The organism is Myroides gitamensis, from assembly GCF_029894455.1.
Taxonomy (GTDB): Bacteria; Bacteroidota; Bacteroidia; order Flavobacteriales; family Flavobacteriaceae; genus Flavobacterium; species Flavobacterium odoratum.
This window is the reverse complement of the sequence record NZ_JARYHN010000001.1, coordinates 1,698,695-1,721,019: the sequence shown is the minus strand read 5'-3', so window position 1 is coordinate 1,721,019 and position 22,325 is coordinate 1,698,695. Positions and strand designations below refer to the sequence as shown.

Below are 22,325 nucleotides of genomic sequence, written 5' to 3'. Positions count from 1 at the left end.
AATGAAACAAAAACTAGTTTTCGTAACGGGAATATATCCTTTATTTAAAGGGGGTGCAGAATATCAAATGCGCTTAATAGCGGATCGCTTAAAAGAAGAATACGAGATTGTATTTTTATACTTAGGGGATGTACCAGGACAGCAGGTTGCACAAACACGTGTAGAAGAGATTGAAGGATATAAAACTTATTTTATCAAGAGTTGTACAAAGTTAGATTCACTTACTTTAAAATATACCTATGGTAAGCGTATCTATGAGGTACTCAAAAAAGAAAAACCTGATTTTGTATATCAAAGGGTATTGAAATTTATGTCGTATTATATTTCAAAATACCAAAAGGAATTAGGGTATCAACATTTCATTCACGTGGCAGATTTGTTCACCTTGCAGTTCAATACAGAAAGCTTAAGAGGAAAATTTAATTATCACTTTTTCAAAAAGACCGTAGCCAATAAGAGTCAATTTATTGTACAAACAGGTGAACAAGAGCAAGCGTTACAACAATTGCAGGTGAAACCTATACTACAGGTTTATAACATGCATCCTACGTTGAATGAGGATATCATGCCATTTATTGAACAGAAGATACAGCAAGATGTGGCTCATATCGTTTGGGTAGCGAATATAAAACCGATTAAGCAATTGGAAATTTTTGTCGATTTAGCAGAACAACTGAAAGACAATCCTGCGTTTCATTTTGATTTAATAGGGAGTATTCAAGATCAAGCATATGCTCAACCAATCTTAGAACGTATGGCACGATTGAATAATACCACCCATTATCAAGGCAAAGACAATACTTTTGTTAATGATTACTTGTTGAAAAACGCCAGTTTAGTACTGAATACAAGTGTGAGTGAAGGGTTTTCTAATGTGTTTATTCAAAGCTGGTTAAGAGGGATTCCTGTATTGTCCTTAAATTCAGATCCAGATCAACTTTTTATAAAACATCCAGTATTAGGAGCTTGTGCACAGGGGAGTGTGGAACAATTAAAGGAGCAGCTGCTCCAGTTAGTCCAAACAACGGCATATAAAAATAATGCCTTAGGCTGTTTTGAAATAAGTACAAAACTGTTTTCGTTTGAAAATATTACGCGAATTAAACAACTTTTAGAAAAGAAATAAATGAAAGTGTTATTGATTTCCAGAGGAATTCCATCTAAAAAAGACCCGATGTGGGGAAACTTTGAACTAGATCAAGCCAAGGCTATTCTAGGACAAGGGCATGAAGTAATTTCGATGTCAGTAGACCGCAGAATTCGCTTGTATTGGCGATCAATTGGAATAACTTCGACGGTAATTGATGGTGTGAAAATGTATAATTACTTTTTTCCTTTACCCTATCGTGTATTGCCTCGTTTCATTCATAATTATTTTGTAAATCGATTTGCGAAAAAATTATACAAGCACATTCAAAAGGAAGAAGGAAATATAGAAGTGATTCACAGTCATTATTTACCTAATATTAGAATTGGTACTTATTTAAAAGGTTTATTTGGAATACCTGTTGTAGGTACAGAACATTGGAGTGAGTTAAAAAGAAAGAAAATAAAAGCTAGCGTATACGCTGATGCTCAGGAAGCTTATCCGAAAGTGGATCAGTTAATCACCGTTTCAGCTCCACTAAAGACAATTATTAAAAGAGAATTTAATGTAGATTCTGTTTTTGTAGGTTGTGTTATTGATAGTGTGTTTAGTTATGTTCCTGGAAAAAAAGATGAAATCTTCCGCTTTATTGCAGTAGGTTCGTTGTTTAAAATCAAGGGTTTTGATACGGCTATTCGTGCGTTTGCTAAAGCAAATCTACCAGCTAATGTCCAATTCCATATTATTGGTGATGGTGGTATGAGAGGAAGTTTGCAACAATTGATACAATCTTTAGGTGTAGAGAAACAAGTGTTTTTAGAAGGTAGAAAGACACGTGTAGAGATTATGGAATTTATGAGTAAATCATCCGTATATGTCTTATCTTCCCTATCGGAAAATTTTGCGACTGCTTGTATGGAAGCTTTATCAGCAGGTGTGCCAGCGATAATGACAAAATGCGGTGGACCTGAAGATTTTGTTGATGATACCAATGCTGTTATGGTAGAGGTGGGACATGTTGAAGAAATGGCAGCAGCGATGAATAATATGGTTAAAAATATAGACAACTACAATCAAAGTCAAATTTCGGAGGATATTAAAACGAAATATTCTCCCGAAGCGATTGGACAACAGTTGACTGAAATATATAAAAAAATAAAAAAATAAAGCTATGATTACAGTACTAGTAACTTGTGTAGGTTCAGGTGTTGGTCAATCCGTAATTGATTCATTAAACCTAAAAAGAGAATGTAAAATAATTGGATGTGATGGTAATCCCAACGTATATGCGCATAGTTATTGCGATGAATTTATCGTTGTACCAGGGTTGTATGCTGAGGGGTATACCCAACATATTTTACAATTGTGTATTGAAAACAAGGTTGATATTTTAGTACCTGGACATGATCATGAATTGGTGCTATTTGCGAAAGACTACGAATTGTTCAAAGCAGCTGGTATTGAAGTTTTGGTATCTGAACCTAAAATTATTGCTATTAGTCGCGATAAACAAGATTGGTATAATTTCTTTGCTCCGTTAGGATGTAAAATTGTCCCTACTATATCAGTAAAAGAGTTTTTAGCTAATCCAGATTTGAGTATTTTACCAGCGATTGTAAAACCATCTGGTGGTTCAGCTTCACAAGGAATTTCAATTATCAATGAGTTAGCTGAGGTAGAAGGATTAAATGGAGATGATATTATTCAACCGTATTTGTTCCCAGAAGAAACAGATAAAAATTATCAACAAATTACGGCTGCTGTTAAGAAAGGACAGTTCTTACAACTATCAGAAATTTCAATTCAGTTGATTTTTAATAAACAATCGAAATTCTCAGGTCTTTTTATTTCTAAAAATTCCTTGAAGAATGGAGTTCCTGTTTATGTTGATCCGATAAACCCAGATTCTTTTGCTTATACGAATGAAATCATGAAATTCGTACCTATTTTAGAAGAACATGGGGTAAAAGGACCTGTAAATATCCAAGGACGTGTAACGCCGAAAGGATTGTTCTTCTTTGAAATGAATATGCGTTTTACGGGTATTACGGGAAATCGTGCTTTGTTAGGGTTTAATGAAGTAGATTATTTGGTACGCGATTTCTTAGGGATGAAATGTGAACTAGATCAGTATGCCTATAATAAAGTAGGGGTTCGTCAAGTAGCTTGTACAGTCATTGCTAGACAAGGAAAACGCCAAGAAAAAGAAACAATTACCATTCTAGGTGGTGGAAGTAATATTGGAAAAATATTTGTACAAGATACGTTTCATTTGTTTAAACAAGTCAATCTTGTTGTACGAGCAAGTTCATTAGGAAAGTATCGTTTACTTTTCGGTAAGTTGAATAACGTAAAATTAATTGTGCAGGATGATATTAATTTAGAACAAGTATTGTGTCAAACTGATATATTGGTGAATTTCGTGAGTGCTTTAGCTTATGAAGAGGATAAATTAAAGTATGATGCGGTTTTGTTTTTACAAAAAATGTCTGTAAAAATTGCCAAGGCACGTATTGCTAAAGTAATTAATATTTCTTCTCAATCGGTATATCCACAATATGTAAACGAGAGTAAAACAGAGGGATATCCGTTGACATATAACAATAGTTATGCGTTCCAAAAAGTAATTATTGAAAATTTATTTAGTTCGATTAAAGAATTTTCACCGCTGTCTAATGTCGTATCACTTCGTTTGCCACGCGTAATTATTCCTAGTTTGGCTGGTCAGGCTGGTTTCTTCGGAAAGATGATTCAAGACTACTTAGAAGGGAAAACGATTAAAATAGAGCATCCAGAAAACAATACCAACCTTATCCATGTGGATGATGTATTAGAAGCATTGCAATTTGTAGTTCAAAAAATGGATGAACAACAATTTCCAACAGCACTGAACTTAAGCGGAAAAGATATTAGTTTACGCGAATATATCGGATTGATTCAAGATAATATGCAGGGGAGTGGTACATTCATCTTAAATGATAGTAAAGAAATTAAAACTTCTTCTTTGGTTAACGGTAGTTTAATTAAAGATTTAGGTTGGACACCAAAATATACCATTACAGATATAATCAAACAGTTAAAATAATGTACAGTCGTTTTTTAAAGAGATTTTTTGATTTTTTAATTGCGTTAATTGCGTTTATCGTTTTTAGCCCTTTGTTTCTGATTCTGGTTATTTTTTTAGCGATTGCTAATCAGGGAGCAGGTGTTTTCTTTTTCCAAGAGCGACCTGGTATGAATCGCCAAATATTTAAAGTGATCAAGTTCAAAACAATGAATGATAAGAGAGATAAAGAAGGGGTGTTACTTCCTGATGTAGAACGAATTACTAAAGTAGGTAAATTTGTACGCGCAGCTTCTTTGGATGAATTGCCTCAATTGTTGAATGTGATAAAAGGTGATATGGCATTAGTAGGACCAAGACCTTTACTAGTTAAATATTTGCCATTATACAATGATTTTCAGAATAGAAGGCATGAAGTTCGACCAGGTATCACAGGCTGGGCACAAGTCAATGGACGAAATTCTATTTCTTGGAATGAAAAGTTCACCTTAGATGTTTATTATGTAGAGCATCTTAGTTTTATATTAGATGTAAAAATTCTATTGCTTACCGTTAAAAAGGTATTTATGCGTAGTGGAGTAAATGCAGATGATAATACAACTATGCAAGCATTTAAAGGAAATAATTAAATAAAAAAGGTAATCAATTTGATTACCTTTTTTTTATTTGGTTTTGCATATTGATGATCTGTTCTGTAATAATACGCGAGCTATTTTTCTCCACTCGATTTACCGTTAGCCAGGTCTCATATCCTCCTTTGAGATGCTGTTCAGGTGTAGGTAAATACCCCCAATGTCCATTTGCTAAACCTATAGTGAAGGATTGAGCAAAGGCGCTTCTCGCTTTGAGTTCTAAACCTGTTTCTGCAAAAACTTCAAAGGGTATGGTATTAATTGCTAAATCACCTAATTGAATAACCTGTATAGGAACTGTAAAGGTATTGGGATAGGTTTTTGCATAATAATTAGATCGAGTTACATAATATTTTTCATCGCTGTGAAAAACTTGCTTTGTAGATTTGTTCGCATTGATTTTGCTAAAATTCGCTTTTAATTGTAAATCAGGAGCTCTCTTTTCAAGTGCAATTTCCTCATAGTTTACATGAAGCGGAATCCAGTTTTTAAAATTCAACTGTTGATATTCCTTTGCCAAGCTTTCCGCAATATTATGAGCAATAGCTGTCATCTTTTCATAGGGAGGATACGTAGGTATTTTTTTACTGTAATCATTATTATTTACATCACCTGAAGTACCATTTGACATGATACCAATAAAATGAGGATTGATTTTATTGTGATTTAATAGTTTATTTACTTCTGTATCAAAGACGCCAAAATAATCTGCGGAAATCGTATTCTTTTCAATACCACCAACATAGTGTAGTGAGTAATTGGCTAATATAGCGAGAGGAGTTTTATCCAGTGTTCGCAGTGCAATAAAGCCAATCTGAGGATCTGTTGGCCCCGCTGGTTTAATCAAATCAGGACGCAGCTTACTTCCTGGATTCATTTTTACGGAATCCATACCTCCTAAAGGATTTACATTTAATTCTTTAGTATACCAACGGCGGTTAAAAACATAATCAGGCTTATCAAACGAACCCCATGCAATTTCAACCGGTTGCATTGTGTTGTAAGCGGATGTAAAACTCGTGGTTAAAGCTTGTACTAAAAATTCTTGGTAAGCTGTTAGTTTATTCTTTTTGAAGTTTTCAGGAGATGCACTTGCTACTATGCCTGAATGCGTATGCGTAGAAGACACGACAATATTTTCAATTGGAAAAGAAGTGGCCTCCTGGATTTTTTGTTTTGCTTCTTCAATAACAAATTGCGGAATACCTTGAGAGTCGGCAATCATAAAAGCAACTTTGTTTTGTTTATTGTCTAGAATAATAGTTTTAACATACAATGTATCATGTACTGCTTTGCCTTGTAGTATGTTTTTTGTTTCTGGTAGTAGACTTGTTTTAGCTATTCCTGCATATAATACGTTGTCTTGTGCATAGGTGTTCCAAGATAAACACAACAGGATTATACTAGTAAAGAAGACTATTTTTATTTTGTTGTAATCATTCAATTTCATATAAGCGTTTTTAGTTTAGCCTTTTGTAGGCAATGATATTAATTATATTCGTTCTTGTTGAATAAGATCAGGCTCTATAATTATAACGCATAGGTAATAAAAAATCGTGTGTTTTAATCAAAAAATAGATGATAAAAAGTTTTTATTCATCTATAGAAATTGGTATTTGTGTATAATAGATTGATTATTAGTTTGATGGAAATATTTATATGCAAAGAAGAACAAAAAAAATCTTGTTGTATTTATTAAATAAAACAGACAATTGAATTGAAATTAAATAAAATTTTGAGACAATATAGAGAAGAGAAGGAGTTGAAGCAGAACAAAAAATCGTTTTTCTATAATTGTTTAAAAAATCTACAAAATGTAGGTAAAACTACTTACCTTTAACTCTTCCAAATTCGATAAAAAACAGCAGAATGAAAACAAAAATCTGGTTATCTTCTCCACACATGGGAGGGAACGAACAAAAATATGTAAACGAAGCCTTTGCTACGAATTGGGTGGCTCCTTTAGGGCCAAATGTAAATGGCTTTGAAAGTGATTTAGAACAATTCTTAGGAGAAGGCGTTCAAGTTGCGGCGTTAAGTTCTGGAACAGCAGCGTTGCATTTAGGATTAATCAATCTTGGTGTAGAAGCGGGAGACGAAGTAATTTGTCAAACGATGACCTTTTCAGCATCAGCAAATCCGATTGCTTATTTAGGAGCAAAACCTGTATTTGTAGATAGTGAAAAACAAACGTGGAACATGTGTCCCGTGGCATTAGAAGAAGCAATTAAAGCGCGTACCGTTGCAACAGGTAAAAAACCAAAAGCAATTATCCCAGTACATTTATATGGAATGCCTGCTAAAATGGATGAAATCATGGAAGTAGCGAATCGCTATGAAATTCCTGTTTTAGAAGATGCAGCAGAAGGCCTAGGAAGTACATACAAAGGAAGACAATGTGGTACATTCGGAACAATGGCAGGATTGAGTTTCAATGGAAATAAAATCATCACTACTTCTGGAGGAGGAGCTTTAGTTTGTAATACAAAAGAACAAAAAGACTATACCGTATTCTTGTCTACACAAGCAAGAGATAATGCACCGCACTATCAACATTCACATATTGGATACAACTACCGTATGAGTAATATCTTAGCAGGTGTTGGAAGAGGACAAATGGAAGTATTGAATGATCGTATTGCTGCTCGTCGTGCAAACCATACATTCTATCAAGAGCTATTCGCTTCTATTGATGGAGTAACCGTATTTTCAGAACCATCAGCAGATTATTTCTCTAACCATTGGTTGAGCTGTATTACAATTGATGAGGCGGTATGTGGTAAAAATAGAGAACAATTGCGTTTAGCTTTGTTGGAAGAAGAAATAGAAACACGTCCGTTGTGGAAACCAATGCACAAACAACCTATTTTCGAAAACGCTCCTTATTATGGAGGAACCGTTGCAGAAGAGTTGTTTGACATTGGGCTTTGTTTGCCTTCTGGTAGTAATATGACTACCGAAGAGCGCGAGCGAATTGCTACAGCAGTACAAGCTTTTTTTAAAGCATAAGTAAGATAACAAAAAAGGATGTTCAGACGAACATCCTTTTTTTGTGATTTATAGGGAGTGAAATACTAGCCAGGGTGCTGTGAGGTTTGCTCTTTGTGAGGTTTGCTCTTTGTGAGGATTTATCGATTAAAGAGGATTGTTTCAAAAAAGCCGTTTGCAAAAAAAAGCAAAAAAACAAAAAAACAAAACCAATTTACTTAAAAGCAAAATACATCTTTATAACAGACAATTTACCCCCCAACGTAAGTCAAATAAAGAGCGTCAAATGTTTGAAAAGGCTGTGAAAATAAAAGGTGTTTGAGCGTAGCGAGTTCTTTTATTTTCAGCCTTGAAAACTAATTTGACCTTTATTTGGGTTAGTTGAAGGGTTTTTTGTTTCTTTTTTACCCTTTAAAAAAGAAAGGGTTGTACTTTGTGAGAATTTCGATTAAAGAAGAATTTTTCATCGTCTTATAATCCACCCCCAGTAATCACCCTGAGGAACGAAGGGTCGCATCCCGCGCTCACACAATGCTGTGAGGTACTGTGTGTGGAGCGACGGTGCAAGACTACTCTATACTAGGTTCTTTCAGCTGTTGAAAGGCATTCACTACTTCCAGGATGCTATTGATTTCTGTTGAGGTTAATAAAACCTCAGTTGAGGTATCCGTACAATGCTGAACGTAGTAATAGAAAAGGTCATTGATGCTTTGCGCATAAGCCGAGAAATTGGGGTTGAGGTCATACAACAGATGTAAGAGTGCTAAGTTGTGCTCATCATTCGTAGGAGCTACCTGATGGGGGTGGGGTGTATTCATAAGTAAAAATGTTTGGGAAATAGAAAACTCGTACGGATTAAGTGTCCTAACGTTTACATACCTTGAATACGTTTGCGGTTGTTTCCAAAGCCGCCACCTTACCATACGAGTAAATTTTTTTTTCTTTCTGAAGGTATATAATTAATAGGAGGTGTAAAATAACGTGTTTTTATTCTGACTTACAAGTGTAAGGTAGTGATTTATAGTGTTTTATTTGTTTTGTGAACGAGATTTATAGTTTGTATTTGATATTTATACGGAGTAGAATAAGGGTGACGATACGCTCATTTTCAATGCCTGTTTTTCAAAAAGCAAAAAAACAAATCATCATCACCCCAATTACTATCGTTCACATACCACGACATTAAACATTTCTCTTAACATTTTTCTGAAGTGTTGACCGTATTTATCTTCTAGTTCACTAGCGGATAACTCAGTGATGATGTGAAGTTTTGGATACGTTAGGTCAAAGCGTTGTTCATAAAAATGTTCTACGATGTGGTAGGCAATATCACAAGAAGTGCTATAGTATTTCATTGTTGACTCTCGGCCCAAATTATCCAAGCAAATTCCCTTGGCATTAGGCGCAAAAATCGGAGTAAAAATATCATAGCCCTTGCAAGAAAAATCTTGCGCTAAAAGCTGAATGGATTTTATCTCATATTTTTTTTGCGAAGAAAAAAAGTATTGAATCAAACGAATCATGGCTGTTTTCCCCATTTCTGATTTGCCTTGAATAAGGAGTCCTTTGTTGTTATTTAGCTGAAATTCAGCCATTTTTTGTGGATCTCCAACGGCGTAAGCCAATAATTGATGATAAATAGTACGCTGTTGGGGACTGATTGAAAAATGATAGCCAAAAATAGTTTTTCCTCTTTCGAGAATAAAATCTATACATCGATTAAGATCGTACATTTTGGTTTGATCGATTAGGTCATACGTATCGGAGAGTTCGATTTTATAAAGGCTCATGATATTTATTTTTAATTGAATAATTTTTAAAAGTTTTATTGTTTTTTGCCTGTTTATTCTGTTTTAATAAGTGTACCACTTCTTGTTTACCTCCTGTATCAGCACTTGTATCACTAGTGGTATCAGTACTAGTATCACTGCTTGTATCAGTAGTAGTTTCATAAGTCGCAAAAATGTTCGGTGTTTTTTGATCTAAAGGCGTAATACTTACCCGGCTAAAACCATATTGTGAAGTGCTGGATTGATAGTCAATCAACCCCCACCGATGCAGCTCCCGCATACACTTGCTATACGTGGTGGTGCTTCCTATTTTACTCCGGTTCATTAGTTCTTCTCGATTAATGCCATAAGTAGGTGGAAATCGAAGGGTGTTCCACATCTGAAACAGCGAAAAGTACAAGGCAATATGCGTGGGCTTCGCTTCAGGGTTCTGTTGAAATAATTCGGCAGCTACATTTAAGTGCTTAATATAATTTGCCATAGATAAAATGATTTGTGATTAATGGTGTCAAAAGTAGTTTGACGCCTTGATTCATTTATTTAACTTATTGTCGAATTCGGGTTTAATTTTTGTATTTTTTTCACTATTGATAGTAACTATTTGTTTTTTTTATATTTTTTACTCGGTTTAGCATACTTTTTGTAGAAGTGGTTTCGTTATGCTTTGAAAAAAAAACGAAATGAAGACATTAAAGGCCCTTTTAACACGAAAAGAACAGATTATTGAACAGTTTTCTTTCGTTTACGACATGTCAGAGCAAGATTTGGCTCTAAATACCTATCAATTGAAAAAACTATTGCATGAAATGCAGTATATGGCTCACCATACGGAGTTCAGATTGCATAAACAAGAGGTACTCTTTTACAGTAAACATGTTACGGAGACTTTAATTCACTATTGGTTTGCGAAAGAATTAGGACTTTTGTATTGTTCCTTGCCATTAGATCGAACACTATACACCACCTATTTGAATCAACAAGGTGAGCAGTACAATCTGTTTAAAAAGGAAAATTATTCCCACTATGGAGCCTATTGTCTAAACGCAGAAACCCAGGATTGGCAAGCCATAAAAGAATATTTAAAAGCAAAAGATGAAACCTGTGATTTTGTGTTTTTTGATCCAGCCTATGATTTTTTGTTTCCGTCTTATTTTCAGGCCTTGACGTTTTTTGTAAATCATCTGAAATTACTTCTGCAGCATCATACCCTAGCAACAAATGAATCCACCTTGCGGTGGCAACGTTCTAAAGTAGACCTTGTCCTTGTGGTCTATGCCCTGTATGACAGCAATAAACAGGACGAGGATACAACCTCCCTATTATCTTGGGCTAGAGCTTTTGAACAGCTCTTTGACGTTGAAATTAGCAAGGATTTCTTTCAGACTCTAGCTGCCTTTAAAAAACGCAAGAATATAGATCAGACTATCCTTACGGAAATGGTCGATTTGATTCAGGCGAAATACGAGGATATCGTATAAGTGTTCGTTTTCTGCTTTTGTGTTTATCTCTCCTTGGTCCAGTAAAAAGGGGGAGGGTTGAACCGCCCCCTTTTGTTCTTGGAATGGGTGTGTTTACCTATTCTTCCTCTACCGTAATCTGACTCACCGCTGATATAATACCACCAGCTACGGCTAGGTAAGCCGCTAGGGTAGTAATAGCAGCGGGTAAAGCTACTGGAGCGGTTAGAATACCTCCGCTAATAGCGGCTAAGGCTAAACCTACGATGCGTAGTTTCTTAAAAAATCGCGGAGTAGGGGCTTGAATTCGCCGAACAATTTGTTTCATAATTTTCTCTTTTTAATTTGTTGAACAATTGCATCTGATGATGCCTCTTTAATAATTAGCTCGATCTGCCCATCAATCAAATGAGGTTCGATGGCGTCGAGTAGTTTTTGCATCGCTAGGCGAGAGCGATTGCCCCACAAGGAAGTAGCAATTTGACTAACGGGGGCAATGCATCCTTTTAAATCATACTTCACGTTGTTGGCTGGGTGAAATAGAATCAAATGACGATGGGGTACTTTTCTGATTTCGATGTGCGACTTAAAACGTTCATTGTGCCGATGGGCTAGTGGATAACTTCCTTCTGGAATACACGAAATATAGGCCTGATTGTTTAACCAAGGCAGCTCAATAGTTAAGCTAATATTTTGCCCATCAAGTTGTAGTAAACCATGGGTGGCATCTGGCAGGTAAAGCCGGTGTAATGTTAATTGGGGCATGGTATTTTATTTTTTCTGATTCGGAACCAAAGGTGTAAGAATCTGCAATGCGATAAAAGAGGGGGTGGGCGCGTTTGTCCTAAAATGGGAGTAAAAAGGAGTAAATGGGAGTAAAAAGGAGTACTTCGTTTACTGAGTAAACAAGTAGTAAGCCATCAAAGAAGTAGGGTGTTATTCTTCTATATTGAGGCTTTATTTAATCGAATTACAACAAAACAAAGAATGAGAGCCAGTTATACTAAAAGAAACAGAATGTTTATTTATGCTATTGATGTAGCACAAATAACAGGGCGGAGTTATAAAACCGCATTGAAAATTTTGAATGATGTACGTATTTTTTATGATAAGCCATCAAAAGCTTTTGTAACGTATAAAGAATTTTGCGCCTACATGCATTTGGATGAAAAAGAAGTGCTGAAGTGTTTAAATTAAATTACGTCTAATTATTATCAACAAAGAGTCTTGATCTTCGGGTTAAGACTCTTTCTTTTTTTGCTTTTTAAAAAGACTTTGAAAAGATTTTGCAAGGATTTTGCAAGGATTTTCAGTGTGCTTTGTTGGGAGTTTGTTTGGGTTTCGTTAGGGTCACCATTGGTAAAATCGAGTTGAGCCCTTGTAAACACTGGCTTGTACCGAACAAGACCCGAACAAAATTTTTCCTTGTTTTTATATTATACTGATAATAAGCGAGTTGAATTTTTAAAAAATGGAAAAGAAAGGAAAAAATAGGATTTTTTTTCCAAAAAAGAGAAGGAAGTGGAAGGGGGTATTTTATGCGTTTTTTCTATTTTATAGTTTTGTCAGGTATTCAAGAAGTAAGCTAGCTACTGCAGGTGAATACAGAACTTTAATAACAATTTTTAAAAAGACGCATTATGGCAGAAATTAAACAAGGAATTTTAGGCGGGGTAAGTGGTAAGGTTGGAACTGTAGTAGGTGCCAATTGGAAAGGAAAGAATATTATTCGTTCTAAACCCCGTAAGAGTAGCAAAAAACCAACGGTACCCCAGCTCAATCAACGCGCTAAATTTAAGCTGGTTTCCAATTTTTTACAACCGATAAACCCATTACTAAACCGTTATTTCGGATCGGAACAAGGGCTTAAAACAAGGGTGAATTTAGCATTGTCTTATCATTTGCAAGAGGCAGTTGAAAAGCAGGATGGAAGCTTTATCATTAACCCAGAAAAAGTAGTGCTGAGCAAGGGAGTTCTGCCCTTAATCAATATGGAGAATACCGCTGTAGAGAATAGCGAGCTTCGTTTAACCTGGAATGTACCAGAGGGAGCAAGCTTAGGTCGCGCTACGGATTTACTAACGGTGGTAGTATACAATGATCAAAGTAAATTATTCAACATTTTTGATAAGGTAACCACCCGTGATAGCGGTACGTTTACAGGACAATTACCCCTAGGCTTCCAAAATACAAGTAATGCTATTTGGGTGTTCCTGACCAATGAACTGGATACGGAATGTAGTACGAGTATGTTTCTTGGAAGTTATTAGGAATTAATGAGGGGGTGAGGAGGTGAGGAGGTGAGGTTTGCTCTTTGTGAGAATTTCGATTAAAGAGGATTGTTTCAAAAAAGCCTTTTGCAAAAAAAACAAAAAAGCAAAAAACCAATTTACTTAAAAGCAAAATACATCTTTATAACAGACAATTTACCCCAACGTAAGTCAAATAAAGAGCGTCAAATGTTTGAAAAGGCTGTAAAAATAAAAGGTGTTTGAGCGTAGCGAGTTCTTTTATTTTCAGCCTTGAAAACTAATTTGACCTTTATTTGGGTTAGTTGAAGGGTTTTTTGTTTCTTTTTTACCCTTTAAAAAAGAAAGGGTTGTACTTTGTGAGGTTTGTGCTTTGTGAGAATTTCTTCGATTAAAGAAGAATTTCTCTCACCACCTCACCCTCTCATCACTTATCCACACTTTGTGCAGTATAAAAATGACTTATCCTTACAGGAGGAGAATTATAGGGAAAGGAAGTGTTGAATAATCCTATTTTGTCACATAACTACTTTGTTGTCAGGTCGTTATGTTTTAATTTTTATGTTTTTATAATTAAAAAAGGGCTTTTCTTGCGTTTTTTTCTCACAAAGAATGAAAGTATTTAAAAAGTATTAATTTTTTAGGTATAATATGTAGCTTTTTGTTGTTTAATTTATTGATTATTTGGTGTTTTTGTTGTATTATTAAAAATATTATTTATTTTTCGTGTAATTGTTGTTATATTTGCAAGGATATTAACTTTCTAAAACTAAAGAATATGATAGATTCAATTGTCTTGCATTTAGAAGCATTGAAACAGAATGATTTTTTTGAGGAGTTTTTAGTTTTATTAGAAAAAGAGAAAGAACAAGGAAGAAACTACCTCAATTTATCATCAATTCCAATTGCTTTACATTATCGTTTAATTCAGGAAAATTTTACCATTAAACGAATTGAAAAAACAATACGATACTTTCTTTTTTTTAAAAAGACAGTATACTCTTTTAAGGTAGAGAAGTAGAGCTTGGAGGGAAGTGCCTCATAGGGATAAAAGAGCACCAAAAGGTAGAGGAGTAAAGAGAATAGTTCCAGATAAGGGAAGATGAAAGAATGAGAAATAAAAGAAGAGAATAAATAATTAAAAAGAAAGAATATGAAGTTGGCTTTATAATAAAACAATAAATAATCATAATGTTTTAATATACAGCAAAATAAAGTCGAAAGAACAGTAAAATAATGTTAGTTTTTTGTTAAAGTAAGAATTTGTTGTTTTCTTTGTGAAAATGCTCTAAAAGCTTGTTTTTATTGAGAAAAATCGTTGATTTTGTCAAATTATTTGATATATTTACAACATCTTACTAAAACAAAATTATTAATAAAATGTTAGAATCAGCATTTGAACAATTGAAATTGTCAGAATGTTCTGATGATTTTGAACAGTTTTTACTCTTACTGGAGAAAGAGAAGAAACAAGGACAGAATTATGTTGCTTTATCCACGTTACCCAAAGGGTTGCATTATCGCTTAATTCAAGAAGACTTTATTATTAAAAGAGAAGAACGTACGGTTAAACGTTTCTTGTTCTTCAAGAAGAGTGTGCTTTATTATGTGGTAAGACCCTCAATATAAAATTTGTTTTTGTTTACACCCGATAAATAGGGGAAAGATAAAATTCGAAGTATTCGAACAAAATTGAAGTTTCTTAAAATTTTATCACCGATCCTTACTATGAAGATCTTAATGAAATAAGATACATCGAATGATCTTGTACCGTATTTATCACAGCTGCTTCAGTGTACTTTCCTGAAGCAGTTTTTTTGATTTTAGGAGCTTTTTCGCTCCTCACAAAGCACAACTTTTTCTTTTTTAAAGGGTAAAAAAGAAACAAAAAACCCTTCAACTAACCCAAATAAAGGTCAAATTAGTTTTCAAGTCTGAAAATAAAAGAACTCGCTACGCTCAAACACCTTTTATTTTTACAGCCTTTTCAAACATTTGACGCTCTTTATTTGACTTACGTTGGGGTTAAATTGTCTTTTGTAAATATGTTTTGCCTTTTAAGTAAACTGGTTTTGTTTTTTTGAAACAATCTTCTTTAATCGATAAACCCTACGATTTCACAAAGCACAAACCTCACAAAGAGCAAACCTTACAGTATGGTGTGAGCGCGGGATGCGACCCTTTGTTCCTCAGGGAGACATACTGGGTGTGGATTATAAGACGATGAGAAATTCTTCTTTAATCGAAATTCTCACAAAGCACAAACCTCACAAAGCACAAACCTCACAAAAAAAAAACCACCCCTAAAAAGGAATGGCTATTATTTTTTTGTGAATTAGTGAATTCGTTTTTTGTAAAAATCGTAAGATTTTTCTTTGAAAGAAGTTTATTTTTATAAAGCACAAATCTCACAAAAAGCAAATCTCACAAAGAGCAAAGCACAAACCTCACTAAATGGCAATTACTTTACCATTTTCTTTTTCTGCTACTTCTTTGCGTAGAGAACTACTAGAAAAACGGTGATCTCTCGAATTGAAATAGAATTCGATTCCTTTTTCTTCGCAGTATTTTCTACCCGTAAAGTTTTTCTCAGCATATTCATCACCAAGAATACGGACGTGAATATGGAAAGCGCGTAGAATATCTTCTAAATCTTGTTCCGTTGTATACGGTACAATCTCATCTACAAATTTGCAACCTTTCAATTGAATGTAGCGTTCAACTACGGTTTGAGTAGGTTTGTTCTTTTCTGGTCTGTCAATAGTCGGGTCAGTTTGTAGACCAACGATTAAATAATCACACTGGCGTTTTGCCTCTTCTAGCATTTTGATGTGACCTGCATGTAACAAGTCAAAAGAACTAAATGTGATACCAATTTTTGTTGTTGTCATAGCATTGGGGGTTAAAAGTTTAGGATTGTATGAAATGCGCGATGGTAAGATGCAATACAGTACAAAGAAAACTTTTGATAATTAGGCCAAATTTACAAGCTTTTTAACCTAAGTTCCAAATGATTTAAGCTAATATTAGCTTTATTTTAGTAAGAAAGGTGATATTGTAGATAAAAAAAGCGTTTTCCTTATCTACATAGAAAAACGCCTTTTTTTGATTGATATTGTATCAGATACTAATCTAATGAACTTTTTCCGCTATAGTAGCATTTTCTCGCTTCTAGGAACAAGTAATACTGCACTCCAAAAAGAATAGAGGCAAGCACTAAGTGCGCCGTTTGAGAACCGAATGGGAAATGTGCGTATTGCATCAATACTCCCGTTAGGATCTCTAAAACAAGTAGAATAGCCACCCATTTCACTTTAGAGAAGCCCAAGTTCAACTGTCTGTTTAAAAAGAACAAGTAGAAGTTGAGTACAAACACTAAAATAGAGAAACTACGGTGAATGTAGAAATCGAGCGTAGGGGTATTTAACCACAAGTATTCGTTGGTGATTCCCGCTTTTACTTGCTCATCTACAAATTCGCGTACCTGTGTACCCAATACAACTTGCACCAACGTAAGCAATAAGGTAATTACCGTTAATACACGGAAGGTAGCGTTGTATTTCTTGATTTCTGTTTTCGCTTTGGCTACTTTGATGATGTTGATTAACAAGGCCACAATAACAAGCGCCATCACCATGTGTACAGTAATCTTAAGCGGATTTAATACAGAAAATACCACGGTAGCACCAAGCCAAGCTTGGAATCCCATTAAGAATACCACCAACCAAGAAGCAAAGACTAATTTTTTTCTTGTTTTCCAATACCCAAACGAAGCAATGGCCAACGCCAAACAGGCCAATCCGGCTACAGCACCACATAAGCGGTTGACGTATTCCGTCCAGGTGTGTTGGGGGTTGAATTTTGCATAGTTGTGCTTGGTGTATTTCTCCCAATGCGCTTCATCGTAAAGGGAAGGAGTGGTGAAGGTATCTTTGGCTTTCCAAAGCGCTTCATCGTGAATAATCATTTGTCCCTTTTTGTATTCTCGATTAGGTTGCCAAGTTAATACTTCCTCATCCGTAGGTGGGATGTAGTAACCAAAGCACTTCGGCCAATCTGGACATCCCATTCCGGAACCAGTCATTCGAACTGCCGCCCCAGCAAAAATAACCAGGTACACCAATACCAAGGATAGTTTTGCCAATGGTAAAAAAGAGCTTTTCATCATATTATTTATTTACAATTGTTAGTCCCATTTTAGTTGCTTTTGCAAGCATAAAATCATAAGCCGCCTCATATTCATTCGGGATTACTCCCTCTAGAATAGCCTCTTTGATGGCTTCTTTTAACATACCAATCTCTCGACAAGGTTGAAGGTTAAAGAGAGCCATGATTTCCTCTCCTGTAATAGGCGGTTGGAAGTTGCGTACGTGATCTCGTTCTTCCACTTCTACAATCTTTTGGCGTACCATCTGAAAGTTTTGGTGGTATTTCTTAAACTTATTTGGATTCTTCGTTGTAATATCTGCCTCACAAAGCGTCATCAAATCTTCTACGTGTTCACCCGCATCAAATACCAAACGACGAACAGCAGAATCAGTCACCTCTTTTTGAGAAAGCACAATAGGGCGTGAACTCATCATCACCATTTTTTGTACGAATTTCATCTTCTGATTCAAAGGCATATGCAAACGAGTAAAGATATTCTTTACCATCTTACCGCCTAAGAATTCATGACCGTGAAAGGTCCAACCTTGTCGCTTAGAAAAACGCTTGGTCGGTGCTTTTCCGATATCGTGTAATAAAGCAGCCCAGCGCAACCATACATCGTCTGTATTGCGGGCAATATTATCTACTACCTCTAGGGTATGGTAGAAATTGTTTTTATGTGTATGGCCTTCTATTTCCTCCACTTGATTTAAAGCAATCAATTCTGGAAGAATAAGCTGGAGTAATCCCGTTTTATACAACAGTAAGAATCCCGTTGAAGGAACATCTGCCTGTAGTATTTTGTTAAGCTCATCGACAATGCGTTCTCCAGAGATAATCTCAAGGCGCTCACAGTTTTTAGTAATCGAGGCTAAAGAAGCTTCTTCAATCGTAAAATGGAGCTGTGTTGCAAATCGAATGGCACGCATCATGCGCAATGGATCATCAGAATAGGTGATATCCGGATCTAGCGGGGTGCGGATTATTTTGTTTTTGAGGTCCTCAACGCCGTTAAACGGGTCAATGAGTTGACCATAGTTAGCCGCACTTAGCGAAATCGCCAAGGCATTTATTGTAAAATCTCTTCGGTTTTGATCGTCCTCTAGTGTACCGTCCTCCACAACAGGCTTGCGACTGTCAAAGTGATAGGACTCTTTTCGGGCACCCACAAACTCAATGTCAATATCATCGTAGCGCAACATAGCCGTACCATAGTTTTTAAAAACCTGTACTTTCGGATGATTTGGCAGTAAATTAGACACTTCTAAAGCCAAGGCAATACCGCTGCCTACAGCAACAATGTCAATGTCTTTTTTCGAATCTCTTTGCAGTAAAAAATCGCGTACAAAACCGCCAATTACATAAGCTTCTACCTGTAGGTTTGTTGCCGCTTGGGTAATAATCTCAAAAATGGGATGTTGTAGTGCTTCTTTATAGGTTGGGTGTTCTTGAGTCATAATGTCAAATGGCACAGACTATTTGCGTATAATCGTTACCTGTGCGTTTTCTTTTAATTTAATGATAGTTGAAGGTTTATTGGGCTTGGTTTCCTGCTGTTTGAGGTTTACCACATAATCCACTCCCTCAATAATGCGTAAATCGATGTCCATAAAATTCTGAGGCGAAGGATAGCCACTAATGTTTGCTGAAGTAGAAACAAGAGGGGTTTTCATGCGCTCAATCAAGTTAAAGCAAAACGGATCTTTGACAATGCGTACGCCTAAGGATTGGTCTGCAGAAATAATCTCTGGCGCCACTAGTTTGGGATTGTCTAAAATTAAGGTTGTCGGTTTGTCGCTAAATTCGAGAATCTCCCAAGCCACTTCGGGAATATTGTGAAAAACGCGATGCAACAAGCGATCACCGTTGACTAATACAATCATGCTTTTGCTTTCTGCACGTTGTTTTAGTTGATATATTTTTTTAATGGCTTCACTATTGGTCGCATCACAGCCGATCCCCCAAATGGTATCTGTTGGATACAAAATTATACCGCCATTTTTAATTACTTCAAAAGCTTTATGAACTTCTTTTTGGATATCTTCCATTGCCGTTTCCTTACAATAAAATTGGTTCTTTATTTTAAGGGCTTAAAAATACTAAAAAAATGGCATACACGGGAGCCTTGGAGCAGAAGAAATGCAACGGCACTTTCAAATAAGAAAGAATTATAATATTTTTAAGGGAAGTCCATCTTTTTTGGCTTACTTTTAAGACGCCTAAAATTAGTTATATTATGCATGTGAAAAGAAGAAAGGACTTTAATAAAGAAGAGGTATTAGCAATGTATGCGAAGGTGTGTAAGAACACGTTGATGGAGACATTGCAAATTGAATATATTGATGCAGGTCCTGAATTTTTAGTGGCAAAAATGCCCGTAAATGAACGCGTACATCAACCAGCGGGTTTACTTCATGGTGGTGCGATGGTTGCACTAGCCGAAAGTTTGGGGAGTGGCGCTTCTTTGATGCTCATTGATCCAACGCAACAAGAAATAAGAGGAATTGAGATATCAGCCAATCACGTGCGAAGTAAAAGAGCAGGATTTGTAACGGGAACTGCGCGATTAATACACCGTGGGCGTACCTTACACTTATGGGAGATTCGAATTACAGATGAAAATGACGTCTTGTTGTCGGTGTGTAAAATCACCAATATTGTAATTGATAAAAACAAGGGAGAATGAGATTATACGAGACATGGACCCAACAGATAGCAGAAGATAAACCTTTTGTACTCTATAAAAAACCAGGTCAACCCCATGTAATCGGCTTGTTTCAACACGATACCACCCTGCACCAAGTCAACCCTTTTACAACATCCGGATTTATAGTAGCGCCTTTTTACGAAGGCATTCGCTTTTATATACCCCTGGCTCATGCCACTAAAATAGAAGAGGAGATTGCGGAGCAACCCTTTGAATCTGCTGCTTTTGAGCTAGATTATGAGGCGCAACCAGCAAAAGCTAATTTTGAAGATTTGGTAACGCGCTGTGTTGCTGCTATCAAAGAAGATAAATTTAGCAAAGTGGTGCCTGCAAGAAAAGAGGAGGTCGCTTTGGAGATCAACGATATCCAACCGCTGTTTACCAAGTTGCTGATGGCATATCCGGAAGCGTTTTGCTATGTGGTGTATCATCCTCAAATTGGAATGTGGATGGGGGCGACTCCTGAAACTTTGGTAGAGCTGAAAGGACAAACCTTGCATACGATGGCTTTGGCCGGTACGCAGGTCAATCACGGCAAAGAGGAAGTGCTTTGGGGAGAAAAGGAGCAAGAGGAACAGCGCTATGTAACAGAATTTATTGTAGATAAACTACAACCGTTGAGTACGCGTATTCAAGTGTCTGACCCCTTTACTAAACGAGCGGCTAAAGTAATGCATATCTGTACAGACATAGAAGCAGAGCTCAAAGAAGTAAATGTACAGACCGTTGTAGAGGCTTTGCATCCAACGCCAGCCGTTTGTGGCATGCCGAAAGAGGTGAGTCGGGAGTTCTTATTAAAAGAAGAAGGTTATGCGCGTAAATACTATGCAGGATACCTTGGCGAATTGAATAGCCCTACAGCAACAGGTGAATTACACAGTCAGTTATTCGTCAACCTGAGATGCATGGAAATAGAGAAAGATCACGTTAATTTATATATTGGGTGCGGAGTAACGGAAGACAGTGATCCGACCAGTGAGTTTGTTGAAACCGTTAACAAGTCCACCACAATGAAAAAAGTTTTATTTTAAGCAGATGAAAGTAGATATATTAGCCTTTGGAGCCCACCCAGATGATGTAGAATTGGGATGTGGAGCCACATTAGCAAAAGAAATTCACGGAGGAAAAAAAGTTGGGATTATCGACTTAACTCGTGGAGAATTAGGAACAAGAGGAAGTGCGGAAATTCGCGCGCAAGAAGCCGCAGCAGCTGCTCAGGTTTTAGGCGTGTCTGCACGTGAGAATCTAGGTTTTCGCGATGGTTTTTTTGTAAATGATGAAGCCCATCAGCTGGAAGTCATTAAAATGATCCGCAAGTACAAGCCAGAAATCGTATTGTGTAATGCAATTGACGATCGCCATATTGACCACAGCAAAGGAAGTAAATTAGTTTCTGATGCTTGTTTCTTGGCGGGATTGAGACGTATTGAAACCACAGTAAATGGAGTAGAGCAAGAAGCTTGGCGTCCAAAATTGGTGTATCATTACATCCAATGGAAAAATATTGAACCTGATTTTGTCGTGGATGTAACCGGATTCATCGATCAGAAAGTACAAGCTGTTTTGGCGTATGGCACGCAATTTTACGATGCAAACTCCAAAGAACCCTCAACGCCAATTACTTCCAAAAATTTCTTGGATAGTATCGTGTATCGCGCACAAGACCTAGGTCGCTTGATAAATAAAGAACATGCGGAAGGATTTACAGTAGAAAGATATTTGGCAGTCAATCGTTTAGATGATTTGGTATAAAATTTTTAAAAAAATGCTTGCAACGTAAGGAAATATGGCTACCTTTGCAAGCGTCAAAATAAGACAAATACGGTGGTTATAGCTCAGCTGGTTAGAGCGTCGGATTGTGGTTCCGAAGGTCGTGGGTTCGAAACCCATTAATCACCCAAAAAAAAATACACGTAGCGGTTGATGCTCGCATCGTCCATACAAACAAAAAAGGTGAATGTGTTAAGACACCTCCAAAAAAATACACGGTGGCTATAGCTCAGTTGGTTAGAGCGTCGGATTGTGGTTCCGAAGGTCGTGGGTTCGAAACCCATTAGTCACCCAAAAAAAACATACACGGTGGTTATAGCTCAGCTGGTTAGAGCGTCGGATTGTGGTTCCGAAGGTCGTGGGTTCGAAACCCATTAATCACCCGAAAAGAGAGAATGAGTTTTCATTCTCTCTTTTTTTTTTGTGCTTGGT

General features: G+C 36.3%; 23 protein-coding genes and 3 tRNA genes. 16 read left to right on the top strand and 10 right to left on the bottom strand.

Annotation, left to right across the window (positions count from 1 at the left end; translation table 11 throughout):
- Window position 1 precedes the first annotated feature (1 nt).
- The 4 genes from M2306_RS07560 to M2306_RS07545 are packed head-to-tail and all read left to right on the top strand — an operon-like array spanning window position 2 to window position 4,780.
- Entirely contained in the window at window positions 2-1,126 is a 1,125-nt protein-coding gene (locus tag M2306_RS07560; protein WP_259188358.1) for a glycosyltransferase, read from the top strand.
- The gene (locus M2306_RS07555) at window positions 1,127-2,254 is read left to right on the top strand and encodes a glycosyltransferase family 4 protein (protein WP_115090059.1); all 1,128 of its coding nucleotides are present in this window, start codon (window positions 1,127-1,129) and stop codon (window positions 2,252-2,254) included. It abuts the gene before it with no gap.
- A gap of 4 nt (window positions 2,255-2,258) precedes the next feature.
- Window positions 2,259-4,172: an NAD-dependent epimerase/dehydratase family protein gene (locus M2306_RS07550; protein WP_259188361.1), complete on the top strand. Its 1,914-nt coding sequence runs from the start codon at window positions 2,259-2,261 to the stop codon at window positions 4,170-4,172.
- Window positions 4,172-4,780 (top strand): sugar transferase, encoded by a 609-nt coding sequence (locus tag M2306_RS07545; RefSeq protein WP_115090061.1) that lies wholly within the window; start codon window positions 4,172-4,174, stop codon window positions 4,778-4,780. The genes M2306_RS07550 and M2306_RS07545 overlap by 1 nt, the downstream gene beginning before the upstream one ends.
- Before the next feature lie 22 nt (window positions 4,781-4,802).
- Here the strand turns inward: M2306_RS07545 and M2306_RS07540 are convergent, their stop codons facing one another.
- A complete protein-coding gene (locus tag M2306_RS07540) occupies window positions 4,803-6,233 on the bottom strand; it encodes a neutral/alkaline non-lysosomal ceramidase N-terminal domain-containing protein (protein WP_259188362.1) in 1,431 nt (476 codons plus the stop codon).
- Between the two features lie 419 nt (window positions 6,234-6,652).
- On the opposite strand from M2306_RS07540, the gene M2306_RS07535 reads away from it, so the two are divergent.
- Entirely contained in the window at window positions 6,653-7,792 is a 1,140-nt protein-coding gene (locus tag M2306_RS07535) for an aminotransferase class I/II-fold pyridoxal phosphate-dependent enzyme (protein ID WP_115090063.1), read from the top strand.
- Between the two features lie 548 nt (window positions 7,793-8,340).
- Here the strand turns inward: M2306_RS07535 and M2306_RS07530 are convergent.
- The 3 genes from M2306_RS07530 to M2306_RS07520 form a co-directional block, all read right to left on the bottom strand.
- Window positions 8,341-8,589: a hypothetical protein gene (locus tag M2306_RS07530; protein ID WP_259188363.1), complete on the bottom strand. Its 249-nt coding sequence runs from the start codon at window positions 8,587-8,589 to the stop codon at window positions 8,341-8,343.
- A gap of 342 nt (window positions 8,590-8,931) precedes the next feature.
- On the bottom strand, window positions 8,932-9,561 hold the full coding sequence (locus M2306_RS07525; RefSeq protein ID WP_259188364.1) for a hypothetical protein: 630 nt from the start codon (window positions 9,559-9,561) through the stop codon (window positions 8,932-8,934).
- Window positions 9,548-10,042, bottom strand: coding sequence for a hypothetical protein (locus M2306_RS07520; RefSeq protein ID WP_259188365.1), 495 nt, complete (start codon window positions 10,040-10,042; stop codon window positions 9,548-9,550). The genes M2306_RS07525 and M2306_RS07520 overlap by 14 nt, the downstream gene beginning before the upstream one ends.
- A gap of 199 nt (window positions 10,043-10,241) precedes the next feature.
- Here M2306_RS07520 and M2306_RS07515 point away from each other — a divergent pair, with 199 nt between their 5' ends.
- On the top strand, window positions 10,242-11,039 hold the full coding sequence (locus tag M2306_RS07515) for an RteC domain-containing protein (RefSeq protein WP_259188366.1): 798 nt from the start codon (window positions 10,242-10,244) through the stop codon (window positions 11,037-11,039).
- 97 nt (window positions 11,040-11,136) lie between these two features.
- Here M2306_RS07515 and M2306_RS07510 read toward each other — a convergent pair whose 3' ends face one another.
- Complete coding sequence (locus M2306_RS07510; protein WP_002991752.1) at window positions 11,137-11,346, bottom strand: hypothetical protein; 210 nt, start codon at window positions 11,344-11,346, stop codon at window positions 11,137-11,139.
- Window positions 11,343-11,783: a DUF5675 family protein gene (locus M2306_RS07505; RefSeq protein ID WP_259188368.1), complete on the bottom strand. Its 441-nt coding sequence runs from the start codon at window positions 11,781-11,783 to the stop codon at window positions 11,343-11,345. Before M2306_RS07505 ends, M2306_RS07510 begins: the two co-directional genes overlap by 4 nt.
- Window positions 11,784-12,035: 252 nt before the next feature.
- On the opposite strand from M2306_RS07505, the gene M2306_RS07500 reads away from it, so the two are divergent.
- From M2306_RS07500 to M2306_RS07485, 4 genes are all read left to right on the top strand, one after another.
- Window positions 12,036-12,215 (top strand): hypothetical protein, encoded by a 180-nt coding sequence (locus M2306_RS07500; protein ID WP_259188369.1) that lies wholly within the window; start codon window positions 12,036-12,038, stop codon window positions 12,213-12,215.
- 443 nt (window positions 12,216-12,658) lie between these two features.
- Window positions 12,659-13,288: a DUF6266 family protein gene (locus M2306_RS07495; RefSeq protein WP_259188370.1), complete on the top strand. Its 630-nt coding sequence runs from the start codon at window positions 12,659-12,661 to the stop codon at window positions 13,286-13,288.
- A 757-nt stretch (window positions 13,289-14,045) separates the two neighbouring features.
- Complete coding sequence (locus M2306_RS07490; RefSeq protein ID WP_115090064.1) at window positions 14,046-14,288, top strand: hypothetical protein; 243 nt, start codon at window positions 14,046-14,048, stop codon at window positions 14,286-14,288.
- A 359-nt stretch (window positions 14,289-14,647) separates the two neighbouring features.
- Window positions 14,648-14,896, top strand: coding sequence for a hypothetical protein (locus M2306_RS07485; RefSeq protein ID WP_115090065.1), 249 nt, complete (start codon window positions 14,648-14,650; stop codon window positions 14,894-14,896).
- Window positions 14,897-15,717: 821 nt separating this feature from the next.
- Here the strand turns inward: M2306_RS07485 and M2306_RS07480 are convergent.
- The 4 genes from M2306_RS07480 to M2306_RS07465 all read right to left on the bottom strand — a co-directional run bounded on the left by M2306_RS07480 (window position 15,718) and on the right by M2306_RS07465 (window position 19,464).
- Complete coding sequence (locus tag M2306_RS07480; RefSeq protein ID WP_115090066.1) at window positions 15,718-16,158, bottom strand: adenylyltransferase/cytidyltransferase family protein; 441 nt, start codon at window positions 16,156-16,158, stop codon at window positions 15,718-15,720.
- 236 nt (window positions 16,159-16,394) lie between these two features.
- Window positions 16,395-17,432, bottom strand: a complete 1,038-nt coding sequence (locus M2306_RS07475) for a COX15/CtaA family protein (protein WP_259188504.1) — start codon at window positions 17,430-17,432, stop codon at window positions 16,395-16,397.
- A gap of 4 nt (window positions 17,433-17,436) precedes the next feature.
- Entirely contained in the window at window positions 17,437-18,873 is a 1,437-nt protein-coding gene (locus M2306_RS07470) for a CCA tRNA nucleotidyltransferase (protein WP_115090068.1), read from the bottom strand.
- An 18-nt stretch (window positions 18,874-18,891) separates the two neighbouring features.
- Window positions 18,892-19,464, bottom strand: a complete 573-nt coding sequence (locus M2306_RS07465; RefSeq protein ID WP_115090069.1) for an L-threonylcarbamoyladenylate synthase — start codon at window positions 19,462-19,464, stop codon at window positions 18,892-18,894.
- A 188-nt stretch (window positions 19,465-19,652) separates the two neighbouring features.
- On the opposite strand from M2306_RS07465, the gene M2306_RS07460 reads away from it, so the two are divergent.
- The 6 genes from M2306_RS07460 (at window position 19,653) to M2306_RS07435 (ending at window position 22,276) form a co-directional block, all read left to right on the top strand.
- Window positions 19,653-20,102, top strand: coding sequence for a PaaI family thioesterase (locus M2306_RS07460; protein WP_002991767.1), 450 nt, complete (start codon window positions 19,653-19,655; stop codon window positions 20,100-20,102).
- Window positions 20,099-21,154, top strand: coding sequence for an isochorismate synthase (locus M2306_RS07455; RefSeq protein WP_259188371.1), 1,056 nt, complete (start codon window positions 20,099-20,101; stop codon window positions 21,152-21,154). Before M2306_RS07460 ends, M2306_RS07455 begins: the two co-directional genes overlap by 4 nt.
- Before the next feature lie 4 nt (window positions 21,155-21,158).
- On the top strand, window positions 21,159-21,875 hold the full coding sequence (gene bshB1 / locus M2306_RS07450) for a bacillithiol biosynthesis deacetylase BshB1 (protein ID WP_115090071.1): 717 nt from the start codon (window positions 21,159-21,161) through the stop codon (window positions 21,873-21,875).
- Window positions 21,876-21,947: 72 nt separating this feature from the next.
- Window positions 21,948-22,021, top strand: a tRNA-His gene (locus M2306_RS07445).
- Between the two features lie 90 nt (window positions 22,022-22,111).
- Window positions 22,112-22,185: transfer RNA gene (locus M2306_RS07440), tRNA-His, on the top strand.
- Window positions 22,186-22,202: 17 nt separating this feature from the next.
- Window positions 22,203-22,276 (top strand) — tRNA-His (locus M2306_RS07435).
- The last annotated feature ends 49 nt before the right edge of the window (window positions 22,277-22,325 follow it).

Excerpts from the sequence above, each read along its gene's own strand:
- M2306_RS07560 (WP_259188358.1), top strand. The coding sequence starts at position 2 with ATGAAACAAAAACTAGTTTTCGTAACGGGAATATATCCTTTATTTAAA.
- M2306_RS07555 (WP_115090059.1), top strand. The coding sequence starts at position 1,127 with ATGAAAGTGTTATTGATTTCCAGAGGAATTCCATCTAAAAAAGACCCG.
- M2306_RS07550 (WP_259188361.1), top strand. The coding sequence starts at position 2,259 with ATGATTACAGTACTAGTAACTTGTGTAGGTTCAGGTGTTGGTCAATCC.
- M2306_RS07545 (WP_115090061.1), top strand. The coding sequence starts at position 4,172 with ATGTACAGTCGTTTTTTAAAGAGATTTTTTGATTTTTTAATTGCGTTA.
- M2306_RS07540 (WP_259188362.1), bottom strand. The coding sequence starts at position 6,233 with ATGAAATTGAATGATTACAACAAAATAAAAATAGTCTTCTTTACTAGT.
- M2306_RS07535 (WP_115090063.1), top strand. The coding sequence starts at position 6,653 with ATGAAAACAAAAATCTGGTTATCTTCTCCACACATGGGAGGGAACGAA.
- M2306_RS07530 (WP_259188363.1), bottom strand. The coding sequence starts at position 8,589 with ATGAATACACCCCACCCCCATCAGGTAGCTCCTACGAATGATGAGCAC.
- M2306_RS07525 (WP_259188364.1), bottom strand. The coding sequence starts at position 9,561 with ATGAGCCTTTATAAAATCGAACTCTCCGATACGTATGACCTAATCGAT.
- M2306_RS07520 (WP_259188365.1), bottom strand. The coding sequence starts at position 10,042 with ATGGCAAATTATATTAAGCACTTAAATGTAGCTGCCGAATTATTTCAA.
- M2306_RS07515 (WP_259188366.1), top strand. The coding sequence starts at position 10,242 with ATGAAGACATTAAAGGCCCTTTTAACACGAAAAGAACAGATTATTGAA.
- M2306_RS07510 (WP_002991752.1), bottom strand. The coding sequence starts at position 11,346 with ATGAAACAAATTGTTCGGCGAATTCAAGCCCCTACTCCGCGATTTTTT.
- M2306_RS07505 (WP_259188368.1), bottom strand. The coding sequence starts at position 11,783 with ATGCCCCAATTAACATTACACCGGCTTTACCTGCCAGATGCCACCCAT.
- M2306_RS07500 (WP_259188369.1), top strand. The coding sequence starts at position 12,036 with ATGTTTATTTATGCTATTGATGTAGCACAAATAACAGGGCGGAGTTAT.
- M2306_RS07495 (WP_259188370.1), top strand. The coding sequence starts at position 12,659 with ATGGCAGAAATTAAACAAGGAATTTTAGGCGGGGTAAGTGGTAAGGTT.
- M2306_RS07490 (WP_115090064.1), top strand. The coding sequence starts at position 14,046 with ATGATAGATTCAATTGTCTTGCATTTAGAAGCATTGAAACAGAATGAT.
- M2306_RS07485 (WP_115090065.1), top strand. The coding sequence starts at position 14,648 with ATGTTAGAATCAGCATTTGAACAATTGAAATTGTCAGAATGTTCTGAT.
- M2306_RS07480 (WP_115090066.1), bottom strand. The coding sequence starts at position 16,158 with ATGACAACAACAAAAATTGGTATCACATTTAGTTCTTTTGACTTGTTA.
- M2306_RS07475 (WP_259188504.1), bottom strand. The coding sequence starts at position 17,432 with ATGAAAAGCTCTTTTTTACCATTGGCAAAACTATCCTTGGTATTGGTG.
- M2306_RS07470 (WP_115090068.1), bottom strand. The coding sequence starts at position 18,873 with ATGACTCAAGAACACCCAACCTATAAAGAAGCACTACAACATCCCATT.
- M2306_RS07465 (WP_115090069.1), bottom strand. The coding sequence starts at position 19,464 with ATGGAAGATATCCAAAAAGAAGTTCATAAAGCTTTTGAAGTAATTAAA.
- M2306_RS07460 (WP_002991767.1), top strand. The coding sequence starts at position 19,653 with ATGCATGTGAAAAGAAGAAAGGACTTTAATAAAGAAGAGGTATTAGCA.
- M2306_RS07455 (WP_259188371.1), top strand. The coding sequence starts at position 20,099 with ATGAGATTATACGAGACATGGACCCAACAGATAGCAGAAGATAAACCT.
- bshB1 (WP_115090071.1), top strand. The coding sequence starts at position 21,159 with ATGAAAGTAGATATATTAGCCTTTGGAGCCCACCCAGATGATGTAGAA.